The sequence below is a fragment of the Streptomyces sp. L7 genome (genome assembly GCF_050990935.1).
Taxonomy (GTDB): Bacteria; Actinomycetota; Actinomycetes; order Actinomycetales; family Microbacteriaceae; genus Leifsonia.
On record NZ_CP194644.1, the window covers coordinates 430,052 to 450,276 of the forward strand.

General features: G+C 69.9%; 19 protein-coding genes and 2 pseudogenes. 14 read left to right on the forward strand and 7 right to left on the reverse strand.

The window, feature by feature from the left end; all coding sequences use genetic code 11:
- Positions 1 to 67: 67 nt before the first annotated feature.
- The 3 genes from hisD to ACR5MH_RS02175 all read left to right on the forward strand — a co-directional run bounded on the left by hisD (position 68) and on the right by ACR5MH_RS02175 (position 2,968).
- The gene (gene hisD, locus ACR5MH_RS02165; RefSeq protein ID WP_433862230.1) at positions 68 to 1,180 is read left to right on the forward strand and encodes a histidinol dehydrogenase; all 1,113 of its coding nucleotides are present in this window, start codon (positions 68 to 70) and stop codon (positions 1,178 to 1,180) included.
- 233 nt (positions 1,181 to 1,413) lie between these two features.
- Positions 1,414 to 1,887, forward strand: a complete 474-nt coding sequence (gene nrdR / locus ACR5MH_RS02170; protein WP_431350234.1) for a transcriptional regulator NrdR — start codon at positions 1,414 to 1,416, stop codon at positions 1,885 to 1,887.
- Positions 1,888 to 1,924: 37 nt separating this feature from the next.
- A complete protein-coding gene (locus ACR5MH_RS02175; RefSeq protein WP_433862231.1) occupies positions 1,925 to 2,968 on the forward strand; it encodes a quinone-dependent dihydroorotate dehydrogenase in 1,044 nt (347 codons plus the stop codon).
- On the opposite strand, the gene ACR5MH_RS02180 is transcribed toward ACR5MH_RS02175, so the two are convergent.
- Positions 2,936 to 3,853, reverse strand: coding sequence for an RNase H family protein (locus ACR5MH_RS02180; RefSeq protein WP_431350235.1), 918 nt, complete (start codon positions 3,851 to 3,853; stop codon positions 2,936 to 2,938). The genes ACR5MH_RS02175 and ACR5MH_RS02180 overlap by 33 nt on opposite strands.
- Position 3,854: 1 nt before the next feature.
- Positions 3,855 to 4,448 carry a DUF3043 domain-containing protein gene (locus ACR5MH_RS02185; RefSeq protein WP_431350236.1) on the reverse strand — a complete coding sequence of 198 codons (594 nt, stop codon included), beginning with the start codon at positions 4,446 to 4,448 and terminating at the stop codon, positions 3,855 to 3,857.
- A 41-nt stretch (positions 4,449 to 4,489) separates the two neighbouring features.
- Here ACR5MH_RS02185 and ACR5MH_RS02190 point away from each other — a divergent pair, with 41 nt between their 5' ends.
- The 5 genes from ACR5MH_RS02190 (at position 4,490) to ACR5MH_RS02210 (ending at position 9,606) form a co-directional block, all read left to right on the forward strand.
- Positions 4,490 to 5,941: a dipeptidase gene (locus ACR5MH_RS02190; RefSeq protein ID WP_433862232.1), complete on the forward strand. Its 1,452-nt coding sequence runs from the start codon at positions 4,490 to 4,492 to the stop codon at positions 5,939 to 5,941.
- 76 nt (positions 5,942 to 6,017) lie between these two features.
- The gene (gene erpA, locus ACR5MH_RS02195) at positions 6,018 to 6,374 is read left to right on the forward strand and encodes an iron-sulfur cluster insertion protein ErpA (RefSeq protein WP_185277112.1); all 357 of its coding nucleotides are present in this window, start codon (positions 6,018 to 6,020) and stop codon (positions 6,372 to 6,374) included.
- A gap of 144 nt (positions 6,375 to 6,518) precedes the next feature.
- On the forward strand, positions 6,519 to 7,406 hold the full coding sequence (gene ctaC / locus ACR5MH_RS02200; protein ID WP_433862233.1) for an aa3-type cytochrome oxidase subunit II: 888 nt from the start codon (positions 6,519 to 6,521) through the stop codon (positions 7,404 to 7,406).
- A gap of 25 nt (positions 7,407 to 7,431) precedes the next feature.
- Positions 7,432 to 9,180 carry an aa3-type cytochrome oxidase subunit I gene (gene ctaD, locus ACR5MH_RS02205; RefSeq protein ID WP_433862234.1) on the forward strand — a complete coding sequence of 583 codons (1,749 nt, stop codon included), beginning with the start codon at positions 7,432 to 7,434 and terminating at the stop codon, positions 9,178 to 9,180.
- A 3-nt stretch (positions 9,181 to 9,183) separates the two neighbouring features.
- Positions 9,184 to 9,606 (forward strand): cytochrome c oxidase subunit 4, encoded by a 423-nt coding sequence (locus ACR5MH_RS02210; protein WP_431350239.1) that lies wholly within the window; start codon positions 9,184 to 9,186, stop codon positions 9,604 to 9,606.
- A 223-nt stretch (positions 9,607 to 9,829) separates the two neighbouring features.
- On the opposite strand, the gene ACR5MH_RS02215 is transcribed toward ACR5MH_RS02210, so the two are convergent.
- The 5 genes and pseudogenes from ACR5MH_RS02215 to ctaE form a co-directional block, all read right to left on the reverse strand.
- A complete protein-coding gene (locus ACR5MH_RS02215; protein ID WP_431350240.1) occupies positions 9,830 to 10,642 on the reverse strand; it encodes a methyltransferase domain-containing protein in 813 nt (270 codons plus the stop codon).
- Positions 10,643 to 10,730: 88 nt separating this feature from the next.
- A pseudogene (gene qcrB / locus ACR5MH_RS02220) lies at positions 10,731 to 12,348 on the reverse strand (cytochrome bc1 complex cytochrome b subunit).
- The gene (gene qcrA / locus ACR5MH_RS02225; protein WP_431350241.1) at positions 12,345 to 13,418 is read right to left on the reverse strand and encodes a cytochrome bc1 complex Rieske iron-sulfur subunit; all 1,074 of its coding nucleotides are present in this window, start codon (positions 13,416 to 13,418) and stop codon (positions 12,345 to 12,347) included. The pseudogene qcrB and the gene qcrA overlap by 4 nt, the downstream one beginning before the upstream one ends.
- 44 nt (positions 13,419 to 13,462) lie before the next feature.
- The gene (gene qcrC / locus ACR5MH_RS02230; protein WP_431350242.1) at positions 13,463 to 14,317 is read right to left on the reverse strand and encodes a cytochrome bc1 complex diheme cytochrome c subunit; all 855 of its coding nucleotides are present in this window, start codon (positions 14,315 to 14,317) and stop codon (positions 13,463 to 13,465) included.
- 24 nt (positions 14,318 to 14,341) lie between these two features.
- A complete protein-coding gene (gene ctaE, locus ACR5MH_RS02235) occupies positions 14,342 to 14,977 on the reverse strand; it encodes an aa3-type cytochrome oxidase subunit III (RefSeq protein ID WP_433862235.1) in 636 nt (211 codons plus the stop codon).
- A gap of 141 nt (positions 14,978 to 15,118) precedes the next feature.
- Here ctaE and trpD point away from each other — a divergent pair.
- The 6 genes and pseudogenes from trpD to ACR5MH_RS02265 all read left to right on the forward strand — a co-directional run bounded on the left by trpD (position 15,119) and on the right by ACR5MH_RS02265 (position 20,176).
- Positions 15,119 to 16,167 (forward strand): annotated as a pseudogene (trpD, locus tag ACR5MH_RS02240) (anthranilate phosphoribosyltransferase).
- Between the two features lie 25 nt (positions 16,168 to 16,192).
- Positions 16,193 to 17,194: a dihydroxyacetone kinase subunit DhaK gene (dhaK, locus tag ACR5MH_RS02245; RefSeq protein WP_431350147.1), complete on the forward strand. Its 1,002-nt coding sequence runs from the start codon at positions 16,193 to 16,195 to the stop codon at positions 17,192 to 17,194.
- Positions 17,195 to 17,261: 67 nt separating this feature from the next.
- Positions 17,262 to 17,894, forward strand: coding sequence for a dihydroxyacetone kinase subunit DhaL (dhaL, locus tag ACR5MH_RS02250; protein WP_431350146.1), 633 nt, complete (start codon positions 17,262 to 17,264; stop codon positions 17,892 to 17,894).
- Positions 17,891 to 18,475, forward strand: a complete 585-nt coding sequence (gene dhaM, locus ACR5MH_RS02255; protein ID WP_433862236.1) for a dihydroxyacetone kinase phosphoryl donor subunit DhaM — start codon at positions 17,891 to 17,893, stop codon at positions 18,473 to 18,475. The genes dhaL and dhaM overlap by 4 nt, the downstream gene beginning before the upstream one ends.
- Positions 18,403 to 18,636, forward strand: a complete 234-nt coding sequence (locus tag ACR5MH_RS02260) for an HPr family phosphocarrier protein (RefSeq protein ID WP_433862237.1) — start codon at positions 18,403 to 18,405, stop codon at positions 18,634 to 18,636. Before dhaM ends, ACR5MH_RS02260 begins: the two co-directional genes overlap by 73 nt.
- A gap of 1 nt (position 18,637) precedes the next feature.
- A complete protein-coding gene (locus ACR5MH_RS02265; protein WP_431350144.1) occupies positions 18,638 to 20,176 on the forward strand; it encodes a leucyl aminopeptidase in 1,539 nt (512 codons plus the stop codon).
- Positions 20,177 to 20,225 lie beyond the last annotated feature (49 nt).

A 20,225-nucleotide genomic window follows, 5' to 3' on the forward strand; every position in this document is an offset into this window, starting at 1 on the left:
TCCGGGCCAGGGAGCGGCGGCTCTCGCCGAGCAGGCCGAGAAGTTCGACGGCGGCGCGCCCGCCTCGGTGCGCGTTCCGGCGTCAGAGATCGCCGCCGCCGTCGCCGCGCTGCCCGCCGACGTCCGTGCGGCCCTGGAGGAGGCGATCGTCCGCGTCCGCGAGGCGACGGCCGCGCAGGTCCCGCCGCCCGCCGAGACCCGGATCGGGCCCGGTGCGACCATCGTGCAGCGCTGGCAGCCGGTGGAGCGTGCCGGGCTGTACGTCCCCGGCGGCAAGGCCGTGTACCCATCGAGCGTCGTGATGAACGCCGTCCCCGCGCAGGTCGCCGGCGTCGCCTCCGTCGCTCTCGCGAGTCCGCCGCAGCGCGCGTTCGGCGGCGCCGTTCACCCGGTCATCCTCGGCGCGGCGGGACTGCTCGGCATCGACGAGGTCTACGCGATGGGCGGCGCCGGCGCGATCGGCGCACTCGCCTGGGGCGTGGAGGAGATCGGCCTCGACCCCGTGCAGGTCATCACCGGCCCCGGCAACATCTACGTCGCCGCCGCCAAGCGCGTCGTGCGCGGCCAGGCGGGCATCGACTCGGAGGCCGGCACCACCGAGATCCTCGTGATCGCCGACGACACCGCAGACGCGCGCTTCGTCGCCGCCGACCTGATCAGCCAGGCCGAGCACGACGAGGCCGCGGCCTCGCTGCTCGTCACCGACAGCCCGGCGTTCGCCGAGCGGGTCGCGGCCGAGCTGGAGTCCCTCGCCGGCGCCACCAAGCACGCCGAGCGTGTGCGCACCGCGCTCGGCGGCCCGCAGTCGGCGCTCGTACTCGTGGACGACCTCGCGGCCGCCGCCGCGTTCAGCAACGCCTACGGCCCGGAGCACCTCGAACTGCAGACCGCCGACCCGGACGCGCTGCTCGCGCAGATCCAGAACGCGGGCGCGATCTTCGTCGGCCCGAGCGCGCCGGTGAGCCTCGGCGACTACCTCGCGGGCTCCAACCACGTCCTCCCGACCGGTGGCCAGGCCCGGTTCTCGCCCGGACTCGGTGCGTACTCGTTCCTCCGGCCGCAGCAGGTCATCCGCTACGACCGCGACGCGCTGCGGACCGTCGCCGACCGGATCGTCGCGCTGTCGTCGGCGGAGGACCTGCCCGCGCACGGCGAAGCGGTAACGATCCGCTTCGAGTGAGGTCAGGCTCTTAACCTCGGTCGCAGGCTCGGTCCTCGGTCGCAGGCTCGGTCCTCGGTCGCAGGCTCCCTCGGCGCTGGGGTCGCAGCATCGCTCCGCGCTGCCCCTGGCTCCACCGCGCGGCGCTGGGGTCGCAGCATCGCTCCGCGCTGCCCCTAGCTCCACCGCGCGGCGCTGGGGTCGCAGCATCGCTCCGCGCTGCTCCTAGCTCCACCGCGCGGTAGAATTCCCTCATGTTCTGCCCCTTCTGCCGCCACCCGGACTCCCGCGTCATCGACTCCCGCACGAGCGACGACGGGCTCTCGATCCGGCGGCGCAGGCAGTGCCCGGAGTGCGGCCGCCGCTTCTCCACGACGGAGACCGCGAGCCTCAGCGTGATCAAGCGCAGCGGCGTCGTGGAGCCGTTCAGCCGCGAGAAGATCGTGCTCGGCGTCCGCAAGGCCTGCCAGGGCCGGCCGGTGACCGACTCCGACCTCGCGGTGTTCGCGCAGAAGGTGGAGGAGACCATCCGCTCGACCGGAGCGTCCCAGATCGAAGCGAACGACATCGGCCTCGCCATCCTCCCCGAGCTCCGCGAGCTGGACGAGGTCGCCTACCTGCGCTTCGCGAGCGTCTACCAGGCGTTCGACTCGCTGGAGGACTTCGAAGAGGCCATCCAGCAGCTCCGCGTCGAGCACCACGGCGAGCCGGCCGCCGTCCAGGGCTGACAATCGGGCCGGCGCGACGCGGTATTCTCGTACCGGCATGTATCGCACACTCTTCTCCCTCGTCCTGTCGAAGCTCGACCCGGAGCGCGCGCACCATCTCGCCTTCCTGGTGATCCGGGCCCTTCCAGCGCTCGGCCTCGGCGGTCTCGTCCGCCGGTTCACCGCGCCGGACCGGTCCCTCGCAGTGGAGGCCCTCGGCCTGCGGTTCGCGTCCCCGTTCGGCGTCGCCGCCGGCTTCGACAAGGACGGCGAAGCGGTCGTGGGTCTCGGCGACCTCGGCTTCGGGCATGTCGAGGTGGGTACCATCACCGCCCTCCCGCAGCCCGGCAACGACCGGCCCCGGCTCTTCCGGCTCATCCCGGACCGCGCCGTGATCAACCGCATGGGCTTCAACAACCACGGAGCGGGAGAGGCCGCCAACCGCCTTCTGAAGGTCCGCCGCGCGCGGCACCGGCCCGTGCTCGGGGTGAACATCGGCAAGAGCCGGGTGGTCGCCGTCGAGGACGCGACCCAGGACTACCTGACCAGCGCCCGCGCGCTCGCGCCCGTCGCCGACTACCTGGTCGTCAACGTGAGCTCGCCGAACACGCCAGGGCTCCGCGGTCTCCAGGAGCTGGAGCTGCTCGCCCCGCTGCTCACCGCCGTCAAGCAGGTCGCGGGGGAGACCCCGTTGCTGGTCAAGATCGCGCCGGACCTCACCGACGAGCAGGTCGAGAAGATCGCGGGCCTCGCCGTCGAGCTGGGCCTCGCCGGGATCATCGCCACGAACACCACGATCTCCCGCGACGGACTCGTGACCGACCCGGCCGTGGTGGAGGCCGCCGGCGCAGGGGGACTGTCCGGAGCCCCTCTCGCCGCGCGCTCGCTGGAGGTGCTGCGCCTGATTCGCGCGCACGTCCCCGCCGAGCTGTGCGTGATCTCCGTCGGCGGTGTCGAGACTGCGGAGGACGTCCAGCGGCGACTGGATGCGGGCGCCACGCTCGTTCAGGGCTACACCGCGTTCCTCTACCGCGGCCCGCTGTGGGCGCGGCAGATCAACCGCGGTCTGCTACGCCTCCGGCGTGCCCTGGTGGAAGCGTAGGCGCCAGCGGCCTCCCACGCGCAGCCACAGCGAGCTGCGCAGGCTGGCGCCGCGGTCGTCCACCGTGCGCGCCGTGAGCAGGATGGCGTCCGCGCCGATCCGCTCCGTACCCAGCACCGCGAGCTCGGCGGCGGGGGCGTCCTCCTCGGCCAGAGCCTCCAGGATCGCGTCGCGGCCCCACAGCCGGCCGGAGCGGCCGATCTCCTCGAAGTCGGGATGCAGCAGGGCGGCGACGCGGGCGGAGTCCGCACGCACGGCCGGCTCCACGAGCTCGCGCTCGAGCCGCGTCACGACATCCTCGTCGGTCTCGGACGCGGTGAGCAGCTCGTCGAAGAGGTCGAACTCGACCGCCGCGGGGGCGGCGGGTGCGGCGGCCGCCACCTCGGCCACAGCCAGTGCGGGCGCCGGCTCATGCACCGCCGCACCCGGCCAGCCGGGCCCGATCGGGATCGGTTCGCCGTCCCGGTAGGCCGTGGCCGCCGCGCGGGCCCGTTTGTCCGCCGCCTCGTTCAGCTCGTGGCCCGCGTGGCCCTTGACCCACTCGAATGTGTACGTCCGGCCGTGCAGCGCCCGGTCGAGCCGCTCCAGCAGCTCGCGGTTGAGCACGGGGGCGCCGTCCGACTTGCGCCAGCCCTTGCGCTTCCAGCCCGGCATCCACTTGGTGACCGAGTTGATCACGTACTGGCTGTCGCACAGGATGCGCAGGTCGTCGTCCACGTGCGCGGTCGACTCCAGGAGGTCGATGACCGCCATGAGCTCGCCCATGTTGTTCGTGCCGTGCGGCCAGCCGCCGGCCGACCAGTGCTCGTCGTCGACGTACCAGGACCAGCCGGCAGGGCCGGGATTACCGAGGGCGGAGCCGTCCGCCGCTGCGACGATCGTCACGTCAGGCCGGGTACTGGCCGCGCTTGACCTGCGGCTTCGGCAGGCGCATGACGCGCAGCTGGAAGGCCCGCATGGCGGCGTACCACTTGAGCCCGCGCTCCACCTTCGTCTTGCCGAACTTGGCGGCGACCTTCCTGGTCACCAGCAGGCCGAGGACGATGCCGTCGATGACGGCGATCAGGAAGAACGCCCACAGGGCCACCAGGCCCCAGACCTGCATGAAGGCCCACGGCAGGAAGCTGAGCACGATCACCAGCAGCATGACCGGGATGAGGAACTCCCCGATGCTGAACCGGGCGTCCACGTAGTCGCGCACGTACCGGCGCTGCGGCCCGCGGTCGCGCTGGGTGAGGTAGCGCTCGTCGCCCGCGGCCATGCCGACGCGCGCCTTCTCGCGGGCCTCGGCCTGGTGCGCACGTGCCGCCTTGGCCGCCTCCTTGCGGTCGGTCGGCACCAGCGGCCGCTTGCGCGCGGCCTCCTGCTCGCGGCGGGTGGGCGTCGGGGCGCCCTTGCCCTGCAGCCGTGCAGCGGTCTGTTCGGGGGTCTCGGTTGCGGGCGCCTGCGCCTCGGCCGCCGGGTTCTGTCGTTTCGCCAAAGCTTGAGCCTTCGTTCTGGGGTCCGTTTAAGATTACCCGCATGACAGACACCCAGCAGACTCCTTCCGGCCGATCCGCAGCCGGGGACCGGCCGGAGGTGGAGGAGCGGATCCGCTCCTCCGTCGAGACCGGCCTCCCGTCGACCATCGCCGAGCTCTCGCGCCTCGTGCGCATCCCCTCGGTCTCGTGGACCGCCTACGACCCGGCGAACGTCCGGGAGAGCGCGGAGGCCGTGGCGGAGCTGCTGCGCGACACCGGCGCGTTCGAGAGCGTCGAGATCAAGCGGGCGCCGATCTCCGGGCCGTCGACCGGCGCGGGGGAGAACCTGGGGCAGCCGGCGGTGCTCGCCACGCGGGCCGCCAAGAACGGCCGGCCGACCGTCCTCCTCTACGCGCACCACGATGTGCAGCCTCAGGGCGACGCCGAGAACTGGGACACGCCGCCCTTCGAGCCGACCGTGCGCGGCGACCGGCTCTACGGCCGCGGCGCCGCCGACGACAAGGCCGGCGTGATGGCGCACGTGGCGAGCGTCCGCGCGCTCGTCGAGGCCCTCGGCCCCGACTTCGACCTCGGCATCGCCGTCTTCATCGAGGGCGAAGAGGAGTTCGGGTCCCGCTCGTTCGCGAACTTCCTCGAGCAGAACACGTCCGCGCTTGCGGCCGACGTCATCGTGGTGGCCGACTCCGACAACGTCGACATCGACACGCCGGCGCTGACGGTGTCGCTGCGCGGCAACGTGACCTTCAAGCTCACGGTATCGACGCTGGAGCACGCGTCGCACTCCGGAATGTACGGCGGCGCGGCCCCCGACGCGATGCTCGCGCTCGTCGCGCTGCTCGCGACGCTGCACGACGAGAACGGCTCCGTCGCGGTGGAGGGCCTGCGCTCGCACGACGACGCGGCCGAGCCGCCCGCGGTCAGCGAGGAGCAGTTCCGCGAGGAGGCCGCCCTGCTGCCGGGCGTCACCCCGATCGGCACCGGACCGATCCTGTCCCGGATGTGGTCGCAGCCCACCGTCACCGTCACCGGCATCGACGCGCCCAGCGTCGTGGACGCCTCCAACACCCTCCTGCCGAGCGTGGCCGTGCGGCTGAGCGCCCGGATCGCCCCCGGCCAGCCCGCAGCGGAGGCGTACGAGGCTCTCGAGCGCCACCTGCGCGCGCACGCGCCGTTCGGAGCGCACGTCGAGATCAGCGACGTCGACACCGGGGATGCCTTCCTGGTCGACACCGCCGGCTGGGCGGCCACCGAGGCCAAGCGCGCCATGACCGACGCCTGGGGCAAAGACGCGGTGGAGACCGGCGTCGGAGGGTCCATCCCGTTCATCGCCGACCTCGTGCGCGAGTTCCCCGAGGCGCAGATCCTGGTCACCGGTGTGGAGGACCCGGACACCCGTGCCCACAGCCCGAACGAGTCGCTCCACCTCGGGGTGTTCAAGAGGGCGATTCTCGCCGAGGCGCTGCTGCTCGCGCGCCTGGATGCCCGGAACTGAGCGATCTCGCGGAAATGGGACGTACAATCGACCCAGCTTTCGCAATCCGAATCCTGAACCACGTGTGAGGAGTCTCATGACCGACACAGCGCTGACCGCGACCAAGGCCCACGGCGTCGGCCTGACCGACACCGCAGCGGGCAAGGTCAAGAGCCTGCTCGAGCAGGAGGGCCGTGACGACCTGCGTCTGCGCGTCGCCGTCCAGCCCGGCGGCTGCTCGGGGCTGATCTACCAGCTGTACTTCGACGAGCGCATGCTCGACGGGGACGCGACCGTCGACTTCGACGGGGTGGAGGTCATCGTCGACAAGATGAGCGTGCCCTACCTGGACGGCGCCACGATCGACTTCGAGGACACCATCCAGAAGCAGGGATTCACGATCGACAACCCCAACGCGACGGGCTCCTGCGCCTGTGGAGACTCGTTCCACTGAGCGTTCTATAACACAAAAAACAGCTCTGGGCCGCCCCTTGTGGGCGGCCCTTTGTGTTCGAAACCGGGTGTCCGGCGGAGTAGGGTAGAGAACGCCACATACAGTTGCATGTGAACTGTCCCCGAGTCTCTCGAAAGGTCACCGGTGCGTCACAATCGCCGTTTCCGATGGGTTGCAATCCCGATCGCAGCGACACTTGCCATCGTCCTCGCGGGTTGCACGCAGGCCCAGCTCCACGGATTCCTGCCGGGCTTCGTCGAGGGCCAGCAGCCCGTCACCAACCACACCGACCGCATCAGCGGTCTCTGGGTGACGAGCTGGATCGTCCTGCTCATCGTCGGCATCATCGTCTGGGGTCTCATCCTCTGGGCGGTCGTCGTGTACCGCCGCCGCAAGGGACAGACCGGCCTGCCGGTGCAGCTCCGCTACAACATGCCGATCGAGATCTTCTACACGATCGTGCCGCTGATCCTGGTCCTCGGCTTCTTCGCCTTCACGGCGCGCGACCAGAACGCCATCGAGCAGCCCTACGCGCACCCCGACCTCAAGATCCAGGTGTACGCCAAGCAGTGGGCGTGGGACTTCAACTACGTCACCGACAACGTGTACGACCCGGGCATCCAGGCTCAGCCGACCGACTCGAACGCGACGCCCGGCTCTGTCCAGGAGAGCCAGATCCCCACGCTCTACCTCCCCGAGAACAAGAAGATCACGGTCCAGCTCGACTCGCGCGACGTGATCCACTCCTTCTGGGTCCCGGCCTTCCTCTACAAGAAGGACGTCATCCCGGGCAAGACCAACTACATGTACTTCTCGACCACGGGCCGCACCGGCACCTTCCTCGGCAAGTGCGCCGAGCTCTGCGGCGAGTACCACTCCGCGATGCTCTTCAATGTGAAGATCGTGTCGCAGAGCGAGTACGACGCTCACATCCAGTCGCTGCGCGACAAGGGCTTCAAGGGGCAGCTCGGGTCTCAGTACGACCGCAACAACAACCTGCCCGGCACGGGCGCCCCGACGGGCAACCAGTGATTTCGGCAACGAGTAGGACAGACGCATGACGACGACAGCACCGGCGCCCGGAGCGACCACCGCGGCCGCTCCGAAGCCCACCCTCCTCACCGCCAACGGCGTTGAGCGCAAGGGCAACATCCTCGTGAACTACATCACGTCGACGGACCACAAGACGATCGGGTACATGTACCTGATCTCGTCGTTCATCTACTTCCTCATCGGCGGCGTGATGGCCCTCATCATCCGCGCCCAGCTCTTCGAGCCGGGTCTGGAGGTGGTGCAGACCAAGGAGCAGTACAACCAGCTCTTCACGATGCACGGCACGATCATGCTGCTGATGTTCGCGACGCCGCTCTTCGCCGGCTTCGTGAACGTCCTCATGCCGCTGCAGATCGGCGCCCCGGACGTGGCGTTCCCGCGTCTGAACGCGCTGGCGTACTGGTTCTACTCGTTCGGCTCGCTGATCGCGGTCGCCGGCTTCCTCACCCCGCAGGGTGCGGCGTCGTTCGGCTGGTTCGCGTACGCGCCGCTGTCGAGCACGACCTTCTCGCCGGGGATCGGCGGCAACCTCTGGGTCCTGGGCCTCGGCCTGTCCGGCTTCGGCACCATCCTCGGTGCGGTCAACTTCATCACGACCATCATCACGATGCGCGCGCCGGGCATGACCATGTTCCGCATGCCGATCTTCACCTGGAACGCGATGGTCACCTCGATCCTCGTGCTCATGGCCTTCCCGGTGCTCGCCGCCGCGCTGTTCGCCCTCGCGGCCGACCGCGTGTTCGACGCGCACATCTACGACGCCGCGAACGGCGGTGCACTGCTCTGGCAGCACCTGTTCTGGTTCTTCGGCCATCCCGAGGTGTACATCATCGCGCTGCCGTTCTTCGGCATCGTCTCCGAGATCTTCCCGGTGTTCAGCCGCAAGCCGATCTTCGGGTACAAGACCCTCATCTACGCGACGATCTCGATCGCGGCCCTGTCCGTCACCGTGTGGGCGCACCACATGTACGTGACCGGCTCGGTGCTGCTGCCCTGGTTCTCGCTGATGACGATGCTCATCGCTGTTCCGACCGGCGTGAAGATCTTCAACTGGATCGGCACGATGTGGCGCGGCTCGCTGACCTTCGAGTCCCCGATGCTGTGGTCGATCGGCTTCCTGATCACCTTCACCTTCGGTGGTCTGACCGGCGTCATCCTCGCGTCGCCCCCGCTGGACTTCCACGTGTCCGACACCTACTTCGTGGTGGCGCACTTCCACTACGTCGTGTTCGGCACGGTCGTGTTCGCCATGTTCGCCGGCTTCTACTTCTGGTGGCCGAAGTGGACGGGCAAGATGCTCAACGACCGTCTCGGCAAGTGGCACTTCTGGCTGCTGTTCATCGGGTTCCACACGACGTTCCTCATCCAGCACTGGCTGGGCGTGGTGGGCATGCCTCGCCGGTACGCGACCTATCTGCCGTCGGACGGCTTCACCTGGATGAACCAGGTCTCGTCGATCGGCGCCGGCATCCTCGCGATCTCGATGATCCCGTTCTTCGTCAACGTCTACCTGACGGCGCGCAACGCCCCGAAGGTCACGGTCAACGACCCGTGGGGCTACGGGCGCTCGCTCGAGTGGGCGACCTCCTGCCCGCCGCCGCGGCACAACTTCACGTCCATCCCGCGCATCCGCTCCGAGTCGCCGGCGTTCGACCTCAACCACCCCGAGGCCGGCATCCCGATCGGCGTCGGCGGCGGCAAGGACGCCCCGGACGCTCCCGTGCTCGATCTCTCCAACAACAAGGTGAAGTAACCCATGAGAGCCAATTCCGTCCTCTTCTGGATCCTGTCAGTCTTCTTCATCCTCTCGGCGATCGTCTACACGCTGTGGAGCCTGCTCGACCCGATGCACCTGAAGGTCGAGTGGGTCGGCACGGTGGCGCTCACGCTGAGCGCCATCCTGGCCGCGTTCATCGCGTTCTACGTGGGTCGCTCGCACGCCGCCCAGGGCGGCGAGCTGCCGGAGGACCGTCTCGACGCGAACATCGACGACGGCGACCCCGAGCTCGGCCACTTCTCCCCGTGGAGCTGGTGGCCGGTGGCCCTCGCGACAGGCGCTGCGCTGGTCATGCTGGGCCTCGCGGTCGGCTTCTGGATCTGCTTCATCGGCGTGGCCTTCAGCATCGTCTGCATCGTCGGCTGGGTCTACGAGTACTACCGCGGCTACTTCGCGCGCTGAGCCGCCAGCGAACCGCACGAGGGCCGTCTCCCACAGGGAGGCGGCCCTCGCTGCATGCTCGCCGCGGCACCGCCGTGTCCCGAAGGGGGTCGCAACACGCCGCTACCGCGCCGCAATAGCGGCGTGTTGCGACCCCCTGCGCTGCGCCTGCGCTTCGGTCTGCAGTGTGTTGCGACCCCGTTCGCGCCGCAGCCCGTGACCTGCGCACGTGCGGGGCGCGCGGTCAGCGGGGCGTGAAGGTGAGGAGGTCGACGGAGACTGTCGTCGTCGCGGCCTCGGCGGGGGCGGCATCGGCGTGGCGGGCGGAGGGGCCCATGGCCGCCAGGGCGCGTCGGAGGGCGTCGTCGAGTGTCAGAGCGTAGTCGATGTGTTCGCGCGCCAGCGGGGCGTACAAAGCGTCTGCGGCGGCGATGACGTCCTCGGCCTTGTCGGTAGGGATGTCGAGCATGCCGCCGGTCTCCCGCAGGGAGGCCAGGTGGTCGGCACGGGGTACCACGACCGCGAGGGTACCGCCCGGCTGGAGGACGCGGTGGAACTCGGCAAGATTACGGGGCGCGAACACGTCCAGCACGGCGTCCACGCTGTGCGAGCGCACGGGGAGCGGACGCCAGGTGTCCGCCACCAGCCCGTCGATGTCCGGGGAGGAGCGCACGGCTCGGGCGACGGCGGTGGGGGAGAGGTCCATCGCCAGGCCGACTGTGCCAGGGGAGGCGGCGAGCACGGCGCGAAGGTAGTGGCCCGTGCCGGCGCCGGCGTCGAGGACTCGCGCGCCCGGCGGCAGGGCAACTGCTGACGCGAGGGCTGTCGCGATGGGAGCGTACGCTCCGCCCTCCAGCACCGTGTCGCGCGCGTCCAGCATCTCGGCCGTGTCGCCGACGAACCTGCTCCCGCCGCCGAGGAGGGACACGTAACCGCGCTTGTTCACGTCGTGCCGATGCCCGTCGGCGCAGCCCAGCGCGAGACGGTCGACGGGCGCCAGGTCTCGCCCGCAGACGGGGCAGCGCAGCCACGAGGCCAGACGGTCCAGGTCGGTCATGGCAGCCTCCGCGAACGGTCGGTGATGGGAAGGGTCGGGGATACGCGAAAGCGCCGGTGCAAAACTGCACCGGCGCCTTCACAGCGGATCAGTGGTGGCCGTGGCCCGACTCGAGTTCGCCGCGGGTCGGGGGACCAGCCGGTCCTCGAAGAACCAGCGGGACAGGCTCGCGCGCATGCGGGTGCCGGCAGTGATCTTGCCGCGCTTGTTCGGGCGCACCATCAGCGGCTCGTACGTCTCGAAGCTGACCAGACGCCAGCGCTCGTAGTCGCTGAGCTGCTCGTGCACCTCGATGAACTCGCCACCGGGGAGCTTCACGATGCGGCCGGTCTCGTAGCCGTGCAGTGCGATGGTGCGGTCCTTCTTCGCCAGCGCGATGCAGATGCGCTTGGTGAGGAAGTACGCGACGACCGGGCCGACGAACAGCAGCGCCTGGAGGGTGTGGATGACGCCCTCCATCGTGAGCTTGAAGTGCGTCGCGATGATGTCCGACGAGGCCGCAGCCCAGAACACCGCGTAGAAGGTCGTGCCTGCCGCGCCGATGGCCGTACGGGTGGCCGCGTTGCGCGGACGGTCCAGGATGTGGTGCTCGCGCTTGTCGCCGGTGACCCACGCCTCGATGAAGGGGTAGATCATCACGGTCACGATGAAGAGGCCGAGGATGGCGACGGGGACGATGATGTTGAACGACCACGTGCGGTTGAGCCAGACGAACTCCCAGCCCGGCGGGACCAGACGCAGCGCGCCGTCCGCGAAGCCGATGTACCAGTCCGGCTGGGTGCCGGCGGACACGGGGAGGGGTCGTACGGGCCGTAGTTCCAGATCGGGTTGATGGTGAAGAACGACGCCATGGCCGCGATGACACCGAACACGATGAAGAAGAACCCGCCGGCCTTCGCCGCGTACACCGGCAGGACCGGGTAGCCGACGACGTTGCCCTGCGTGCGTCCGGGAGCCGCGTACTGCGTGTGCTTGTGGACGACCACGAACACCAGGTGGAGCGCGATGAACGCGACCACCAGTGCGGGCAGCAGCAGGATGTGCAGCGTGTAGAGGCGTCCGACGATCGCGGTGCCCGGGAACTCGCCGCCGAAGAGCAGGAACGAGATCCAGGTGCCGACGACGGGGAGGCCCTTGACCAGGCCGTCGATGATCCGGAGGCCGTTGCCCGAGAGCAGGTCGTCCGGGAGCGAGTAGCCCGTGAAGCCCTCGGCCATCGCCAGGATGAACAGCGTGAAGCCGATCACCCAGTTCAGCTCGCGCGGCTTGCGGAACGCGCCCGTGAAGAAGATGCGGAGCATGTGCAGGCCGATCGCGGCCACGAACAGCAGCGCCGCCCAGTGGTGGATCTGGCGCACGAGCAGGCCGCCGCGCACCTCGAACGAGATGTTGAGGGTGGACTCCATCGCCGCGGACATGTGGATGCCCTTGAGCGGCACATAGGAGCCGTTGTAGACGACCTCGGCCATCGACGCCTGGAAGAAGAACGTCAGGAACGTTCCGGTCAGCAGGATGACGATGAAGCTGTAGAGGGCGACCTCACCGAGCAGGAAGGACCAGTGGTCGGGGAAGATCTTGCGACCGAACTCCTTGACCGCGCCCGAGATGCTGGTGCGGTCCTCGATGTAGTTGGCGGCGGCAGCGGTGAAGCCGCCGCTCTTGGCCGTGGTGGGTGCCGCAGGGGCTGCGGCGGTCGACGTGCTCAATGACGCTCCCAGAAACTCGGGCCGACGGGCTCGTGGAAGTCGCTGCGGGCGACCAGATAGCCTTCGGCGTCAACGGTGATCGGCAGCTGCGGCAGAGGCCGCTTCGCCGGTCCGAAGATGACCTGCGCTTCGTGCGTGATGTCGAACTGCGACTGGTGGCACGGGCACAGCAGGTGGTGGGTCTGCTGCTCGTAGAGTGCCACGGGGCACCCGACGTGCGTGCAGATCTTGGAGTAGGCGACGATGCCGTCGTAGTTCCAGTTCTCGCGGCCCTTGGACACGTGCAGGTCCTCGGGCTTGAGGCGCATGAGCAGGACGGCCGCCTTGGCCTTCTGCTCCAGCATGTCGGGGGCGTCGTTGAGGCCCTCGGGGATGACGTGGAAGGCGCTGCCGAGCGTGACGTCGGAGGCCTTGATCGGCGTGCCGGACGGGTCGCGGGTCAGACGGATGCCCTTGGCCCACATCGTCTGCGACAGCAGCTCGGCCGGGTCGACGCCCTGCGGCGCGAGACCGCGGAAGAGGATGATGCCGGGCAGCGGGAAGGCGATCAGCGCGCCGATGAGGCTGTTGCGGATCAGGACCCGGCGGTTGAAGCCGGACTCCTCGTCGGCCTGGCGGAAGATCTCCGCGGCGCGCTCGGTGGTCTGCTCGGAGCCGCGCACGGGGTGCCGGAGGTCGACGCCCTCCTTCTCGTGCATGAGGGCCTTGCCCCAGTGCACCGCGCCGATGCCGATCGCGAGGAGGGCCAGCGTGATGCCGATGCCGATGAACAGGTTGTTCAGGCGGACCGAGCCCGGGTCGCTGGCGTTGATCGGGAACGCCATGTAGGCGGCGACCGCCCAGACCGAGCCTGCGATCGACAGGTAGAACAGCGTGTAGACGGTGCGCTCGGCGCGCCGCTCCTTGCGGGGGTCGAGGTCGGTCACCCGGGGCCGGTGCGGCGGGAAGCCGGGGTTCTCCACGGCGTCGCGGATGATCACCGCCGTTCCGGGGTCGCCGGTCCGGTGCACGTCGACGGCCGACGAACTGGCTGGCGTCAGCTCGTGACCGCCGTTCTCGTCCTGTGCCATTGTTCTCCTTCTTACGCTGTGCTTCTACAAGTACGACAGAACGGTCAGTTGGACTTCGCCGTGATCCACACGGTCAGGGCCACGATGGCGCCCAGACCGAAGATCCAGAGGAAGAGTCCCTCGGCCACCGGGCCGAGCGAGCCGAGCTCGATGCCGCCCGGGGACGGGTTGTTCTGGATGTACTTGAGGTACGTGATGATGTCGGCCTTGCCCTGGGGCGAGATGTTCAGATCGTTGAAGACCGGCATGTTCTGCGGGCCGGTGATCATGGCCTCGTAGATGTGCTTGGCGCTCACGCCGGTGAGCGGCGGGGCGTACTTGCCCTCGGTGAGGGCTCCACCGGCGCCGGCGACGTTGTGGCACATCGCGCAGTTGATCCGGAAGAGCTGGGCGCCGTTGGCGGCGTCGCCCTTGCCTGCGAGGAACTTCTGCTCGGGGATGGACGGCCCGGGAGCCAGCGAGGCCACGTAGTCGGCCAGGGCCGCGACCTCTTCGTTCGAGAACTGGACCGGCTTCTGCTCGGCCTGCGGGCCCTGCATCTGCATGGGCATGCGGCCGGTGCCGACCTGGAAGTCGACCGCGGCGGCGCCGACGCCGATGAGCGACGGTGCGTTGACCGTGCCCTGGGCGTCCATGCCGTGGCAGGTGGCGCAGTTGGCCTGGAACAGCTTCTCGCCCTGCGAGACCGAGGACTTGCTGGCGGTCTGGACCTGCGGGGTCTCGGCGGAGGCCGTGGTGGTGGTGAACGCGGCGTAGGCTCCGCCGGTCAGGCCGAGGCCGATGGCGAGCAGCGCGACGGTGGCGAGCGGGTGGCGGCGACCGGTCTTGCGCGCGGCCTTCGCATTACGCGAGGGCGCTGCTGCGCGGGACTTCTGGGTGCCGGGGACGCGGGGACGCATGAGGTGAGGTCAGCTCCTGTTGATCTATCGGATGATGTAGATGACCGCGAACAGTCCGATCCACACGACGTCGACGAAGTGCCAGTAGTACGACACGACGATGGCGCTCGTGGCCTCTTTGTGGCCGAAGGTCTTGACCGCGAAGGCGCGGCCGATGACGAGGAGGAAGGCGATGAGGCCGCCGGTGACGTGCAGGGCGTGGAAGCCGGTCGTCAGATAGAAGGCGGAGCCGTAGGCGTTGGCGTTGAGCGAGATGCCCTCGGAGACGAGCGTGGCGTACTCGAGCACCTGGCCGGAGACGAAGATGGCGCCCATGATGTAGGAGAGGGCGAACCACTCCACCATGCCCCACTTCCAGAACTTCAGCAGCCCGGCCGAGTGGCGCGGCTGGAGCCGCTCCGCGGCGAAGACGCCCATCTGGCAGGTGATGGAGCTCAGCACGAGGATCGTGGTGTTCACGGCCGCATAGGGGATGTTCAAGTGCTGCGTCTCCGCGGCCCACAGGTCCGGCGACGTCGACTTGAGCGTGAAGTAGATCGCGAACAGGCCCGCGAAGAACATCACCTCGGAGCCGAGCCAGACGATCGTGCCGACGGCCACGACATTGGGCCGGTTGATCGCCGGCGCACTCGTTGCAGGGGAAATGGAGGTGCTCGTCACAAATCCCATTATGGCTGAAAAGAAGCCGTGGTTTTCTCACCTGAATGGCAGGAATCTGCTCCGATTCAGGAAACGACCCCCGTACACCTGGTACAAACGGGCGGCTCCCCGTGGCGTGTCGCCTCCCCATAGGATCGCAGTATGACGGAAAAGCAGTCCTGGTCGTCCGTGCTCACCTCCCTCCTGGCCCGTGAGGACCTCAGTGTGGCGGACGCGGCGTGGGCGATGGACCAGGTCATGTCGGGCGAGGCCACGGAGGCCCAGCTCGCCGCTTTCCTGATCGCGCTGCGGGCCAAGGGCGAGACCGTGGACGAGATCGTCGGCTTCCGCGACGCCATCCTCGACCACGCGGTCCCGCTGGCCGTGGACCCGATGGCGCTCGACATCGTCGGCACCGGAGGCGACCGCTTCGGCACCGTGAACGTCTCCACCACGGCCTCCATCGTCGCCGCGGCCGCGGGGTTCCCGTCATCAAGCACGGCAACCGGGCGGCCAGCTCGTCGTCCGGATCGTCGGACGTGCTGGCCGCGCTCGGCATCGACCTGACCCTGCCGCCGGCCCGCGTGGCCGAGGTGCTGAAGAGCACCGGGATCACCTTCGCGTTCGCGAGCGCCTTCCACCCGGGCTTCGCCAACGCCGGCCCCGTGCGGTCGCAACTCGGCGTGCCGACGGTGTTCAACTTCCTCGGGCCGCTGTGCAATCCGGCGCGCCCCGAGGCGTCAGCGGTCGGCGTCGCGACGCTCGACCGCATCCCGCTGATCGTCGGCGTGTTCCAGACCCGCGGCGCGACCGCACTGGTCTTCCGCGGCGACGACGGCCTCGACGAGCTGTCGACCACCGGTCACAGCCACGTCTGGGAGGTCTCCAGGGGCCTCGTCACCGAGCACGACATCGATCCGCGTGATCTGGGCATCCCGCGCGCCAGGATCGAGGATCTGCTCGGGAAGGACGCCGCGTACAACGCGGCGGTCGTGCGTGCCGTGCTCGCGGGCCAGGAGGGCCCCGTGCGCGACATCGTGCTGCTCAACGCGGCGGCCGGGCTCGTGTCCTACGAGCTCGCGTCCGACCCGTCGAGGGTCCAGGTGTCCATCCTGGATCGGTTCCGTTCGCACATGGCGGTCGCCGCCCAGGCGATCGACTCCGGGGCTGCGGCCGCGAAGCTCGAGGAATGGGTCGAGGCGACGCACTGACAGCAAGTGGAAGGAAGGGTTTTCGATGAAGAAGCTCATCAACGACGTACCCGACGTCGTAGCCGAGTCCCTCGCGGGGTTCGGACGGGCTCACGCGGACATCGTGACGGTGTCCCAGGACCCCCGCTTCGTCTCCCGGGCCGACGGCCCGGTGCGCGGCAAGGTCGGCCTGGTCAGCGGTGGAGGCAGTGGCCACGAGCCGCTGCACGCCGGCTTCGTGGGCAAGGGCATGCTCGACGCCGCGGTTCCGGGTGAGGTCTTCACCTCGCCGACGCCGATGCCGATCGTGGAGGCCACCAAGGCCGCGGACGGCGGGGCGGGCGTGCTCCACATCGTCAAGAACTACACGGGGGACGTGCTGAACTTCGAGACGGCCGCCGATCTGGTGGCCGCGGAGGGCATCACGGTGCGGGCCGTCGTCACCAACGACGACGTCGCCGTCCAGGACTCCCTCTACACGGCCGGCCGTCGCGGTGTCGCGGGCACCGTGCTGGTGGAGAAGATCGCCGGAGCGGCGGCCGACCGCGGCGACGACCTCGACGCCGTCACCGCGGTGGCGGAGAAGGTCAACGCCAACGTGCGCTCGATCGGCCTGGCGCTGACCGACGGCACCGTCCCGCACGCGGGCCAGCCCGGCTTCGTGCTCCCGGAGGACGAGATCGAGTTCGGCGTCGGCATCCACGGCGAGCCGGGCCGCGAGCGGATCAAGCTCGAGCCCGCCGACCGCCTGGTCGACCGGATGATGGACGCCATCCTCACCGATCTGCCGTTCTCGTCGGGGGACACCGTGCTGCTGTTCGTCAACGGCATGGGCGGCACGCCGCTCTCGGAGCTCTACATCCTGTTCCGGCGCGCGGCGGAGATCCTGGACGAGAAGGGGATCGTCCTCGGCCGGTCGCTGGTCGGGAACTACGTCACCTCGCTGGAGATGCAGGGCGCCTCGATCTCGGTGCTGAAGCTGGACGACGAGCTGACCGCCCTGTGGGACGCGCCGGTGCACACCGCTGCGCTCCGCTGGGGCGTGTGAGCCCTCGGGACGTGGGCGGGCGTACGCTCCACAGACCGGATGACACGACACGAGGAAGGATGCGCTGATGGCGCTGGACACGAACTGGGTCACCTCCTGGATCTCGGCCGCAGCGACGACCGTGGGCGAGCACAAGGGTGAGCTGAACACGCTCGACCGGGAGATCGGCGACGGCGACCACGGCGAGAACATGGACCGCGGGATGCGCGCGTCCGTGGACGCGCTCGCGAAACTGCCGGCCGACGCGACGCCGTCCGCGGTGCTGCGCTCGGTGGCGATGACCCTGATCTCCACCGTCGGCGGGGCGTCCGGGCCGCTGTACGGCACGGCTTTCCTCAAGGCTTCCGAGCCGGTCGGCGCCGCGGACGCGATCGACGGGGAGACCCTGGTGGCGCTGCTCACCGCGGCGCGCGACGGCATCGTGTCCCGCGGCAAGGCGGAGTCCGGCGACAAGACGATGGTCGACGCCTGGACCCCCGCGGTGGAGGCGGCTTCGGCCGCGCTCGCCGCGGGGGACGCTCCCGCGGCGATCCTCGACGCCGCGGCCGGGGCGGCCGAGCAGGGCTCGGACGCCACCATCCCGCTCGTCGCCCGGAAGGGCCGCGCCAGCTATCTGGGCGAGCGCTCGGCCGGTCACCGCGACCCGGGCGCGCAGTCCACCGCGCTGATCCTGCGGGCCGCTGCCGAGGCGGCGGGATGACCGGCGGTTCGACCGCGCGGGTCGGGCTCGTCTTCGTCTCGCACAGCTCGCAGCTCGCCGCCGGCGCCGTCGCCCTCGCCGGGCAGATGGCGCCGTCGGTGACGCTGCTGCCGGCGGGCGGCACGGACGACGACGGGATCGGCACGAGCTTCGGCAAGGTGATGACCGCGGTGGGCGAGGCCGACCAGGGTTCCGGCGTCGTGGTCGTCAGCGATCTCGGCTCGGCACTCCTGACGGCGGAGACCGTGCTCGACATGCTGCCGGAGGACGAGCGCGCCCGCGTGCGCGTCGTCGACGGGCCTTTCGTGGAGGGCGGCGTCGCCGCGGCCGTGGCCGCGGAGACCGGCGCCGACCTCGCGGGGTCGCGGCCGCGGTGGAAGGCGCGCGATCGGCGTGGGCCGACGCGGAGGCGGCGTCGGTCGCCGAGCCTGTCGCTGCCGAGTCGGCCTCGCCGTCCGAAACGCCGGCCGCCGTGCGCGGCGCGGACGGGTACACGCGCGAGGTGCTCGTGCGCAACCCGCAGGGCCTGCATGCCCGGCCTGCCGCCGAGTTCGTCAAGCTGGCCAATACGTTCCCGGTGAAGGTGACCGTGAACGGCAAGGACGCCAAGAGCCTTCTCGGCGTGATGTCCCTCGGCCTCACGGCCGGCGCCACGGCCTCCATCGCGTCGCCGGACAGTGCAGGGGAATCCGCCGTGGACGCCCTGGTCGACCTGGTGGAGAGCGGCTTCGGGGAGGTCTGAGATGGCATCGGCGGTCCAGAGGCTCATCCCCGCGTCGTTCACCCCCGTCCCGTCGTACCGCCCGGCGCGGATCGTCGGCTTCGAGGCGGTCACGGCCTTCGCGCGGGGCGAGGAAGAGGGGCTCGACGCGATCGGCATCGCCGTCGGGACGGGAGGCCCGGTCGACGCCGACCTCGGCCTCGATCGCGACGCGCTCGAGCGCGCCGGGTTCGAGGGCAAGGCCGGCCAGACCCTCCTGGTCCCGACCGAGGCCGCCCCCGTGCTCTACGCAGTCGGCTCGGGCGATCCGCAGGAGCTCACCGCCGACACACTTCGCGACCTGTCCGCGACGTTCGCTCGCGCGGCGTCGTCGTCGGCCGCGCTCGGTCTCCGCCTGCCGGCGACAGGCGCTGTGCCGCCCGAGCGGGTCGGCCAGGTCGTCGCCGAGGGCGCGCTGCTCGGCCGCTACCGCTACTCCGAGCTGAAGTCGGCGCCGACCGTCACCGAACTGACCCGCCTCGAGGTGCTCGTGGACGAGGCTCCGTCCGCCGCTGTGGCCGACGGCCTCCCCGCCGGTGCGGTCACCGCGCGCGGCGCCGCCATCGCCCGTGACCTCGCCAACACCCCGCCCGGCCACCTGACGGCCACCGACTTCGGCGACCTCGCCGAGGAGCTGGCGGCCGACTTCGGGCTGGAGGTGGAGGTCTTCGACCGGCAGCAGCTCGTCGGTCTGGGCTGCGGCGGCCTGCTCGGGGTCAACGCCGGGAGCGCCGAGGAGCCGCGGATGATCCGGCTGCGCTACGTCCCGGACGGCGAGCCGACCGGCCATCTTGCGCTCGTCGGCAAGGGCATCATGTACGACTCCGGCGGCATCAGCCTCAAGCCCTCGGATCCGATGCACCTGCTGATGAAGATGGACATGGGCGGCGCCGCGGCGATCTTCGGTGCGCTGTCCAGCCTCCAGGACCTGGGCTGCACGACGATGGTCACGGCGTTCCTGATGTGCACGGACAACATGCCGTCCGGTTCCGCGTACAAGCTGGGCGACGTGCTCACGGCGCGCGGCGGCACGACCGTGGAGGTCAAGAACACCGACGCCGAGGGGCGCCTCGTGCTGATGGACGGCCTGGTCCTCGCCACGGAGGAGGAGCCCGACGCGGTCGTGGACATCGCGACGCTCACCGGCGGGGCGCTGCTGGCGCTCGGGCCGGCCCGGGCCGCGCTGTTCAGCAACGATCAGGCGCTCGCCGACGCGATCGTGTCGGCCTCCCGGAGCACCGACGAGAAGGTCTGGCAGCTTCCGCTGGAGACCGCCTACCGCAAGCTGCTGGACTCCGACATCGCCGACCTCGCCAACGTCGGCGGACCCTACGCGGGCGCGACGACGGCCGCGCTGTTCCTGCGCGAGTTCGTCGGCGGGACGCCCTGGGCGCACCTCGACATCGCAGGCACGATGAACGCGGACAGCGACGACGCCTGGCGCTCCAAAGGCGCAACCGGCTACGGCGCCCGGCTCCTGGCCGAACTGGCTCTCCGCTTCCAGCCTCCGCCGCGCAGGTAACGGAGGAGAACCCGGCGGCTGCGCCCGGATCGCGGCCAACGGAGGACAT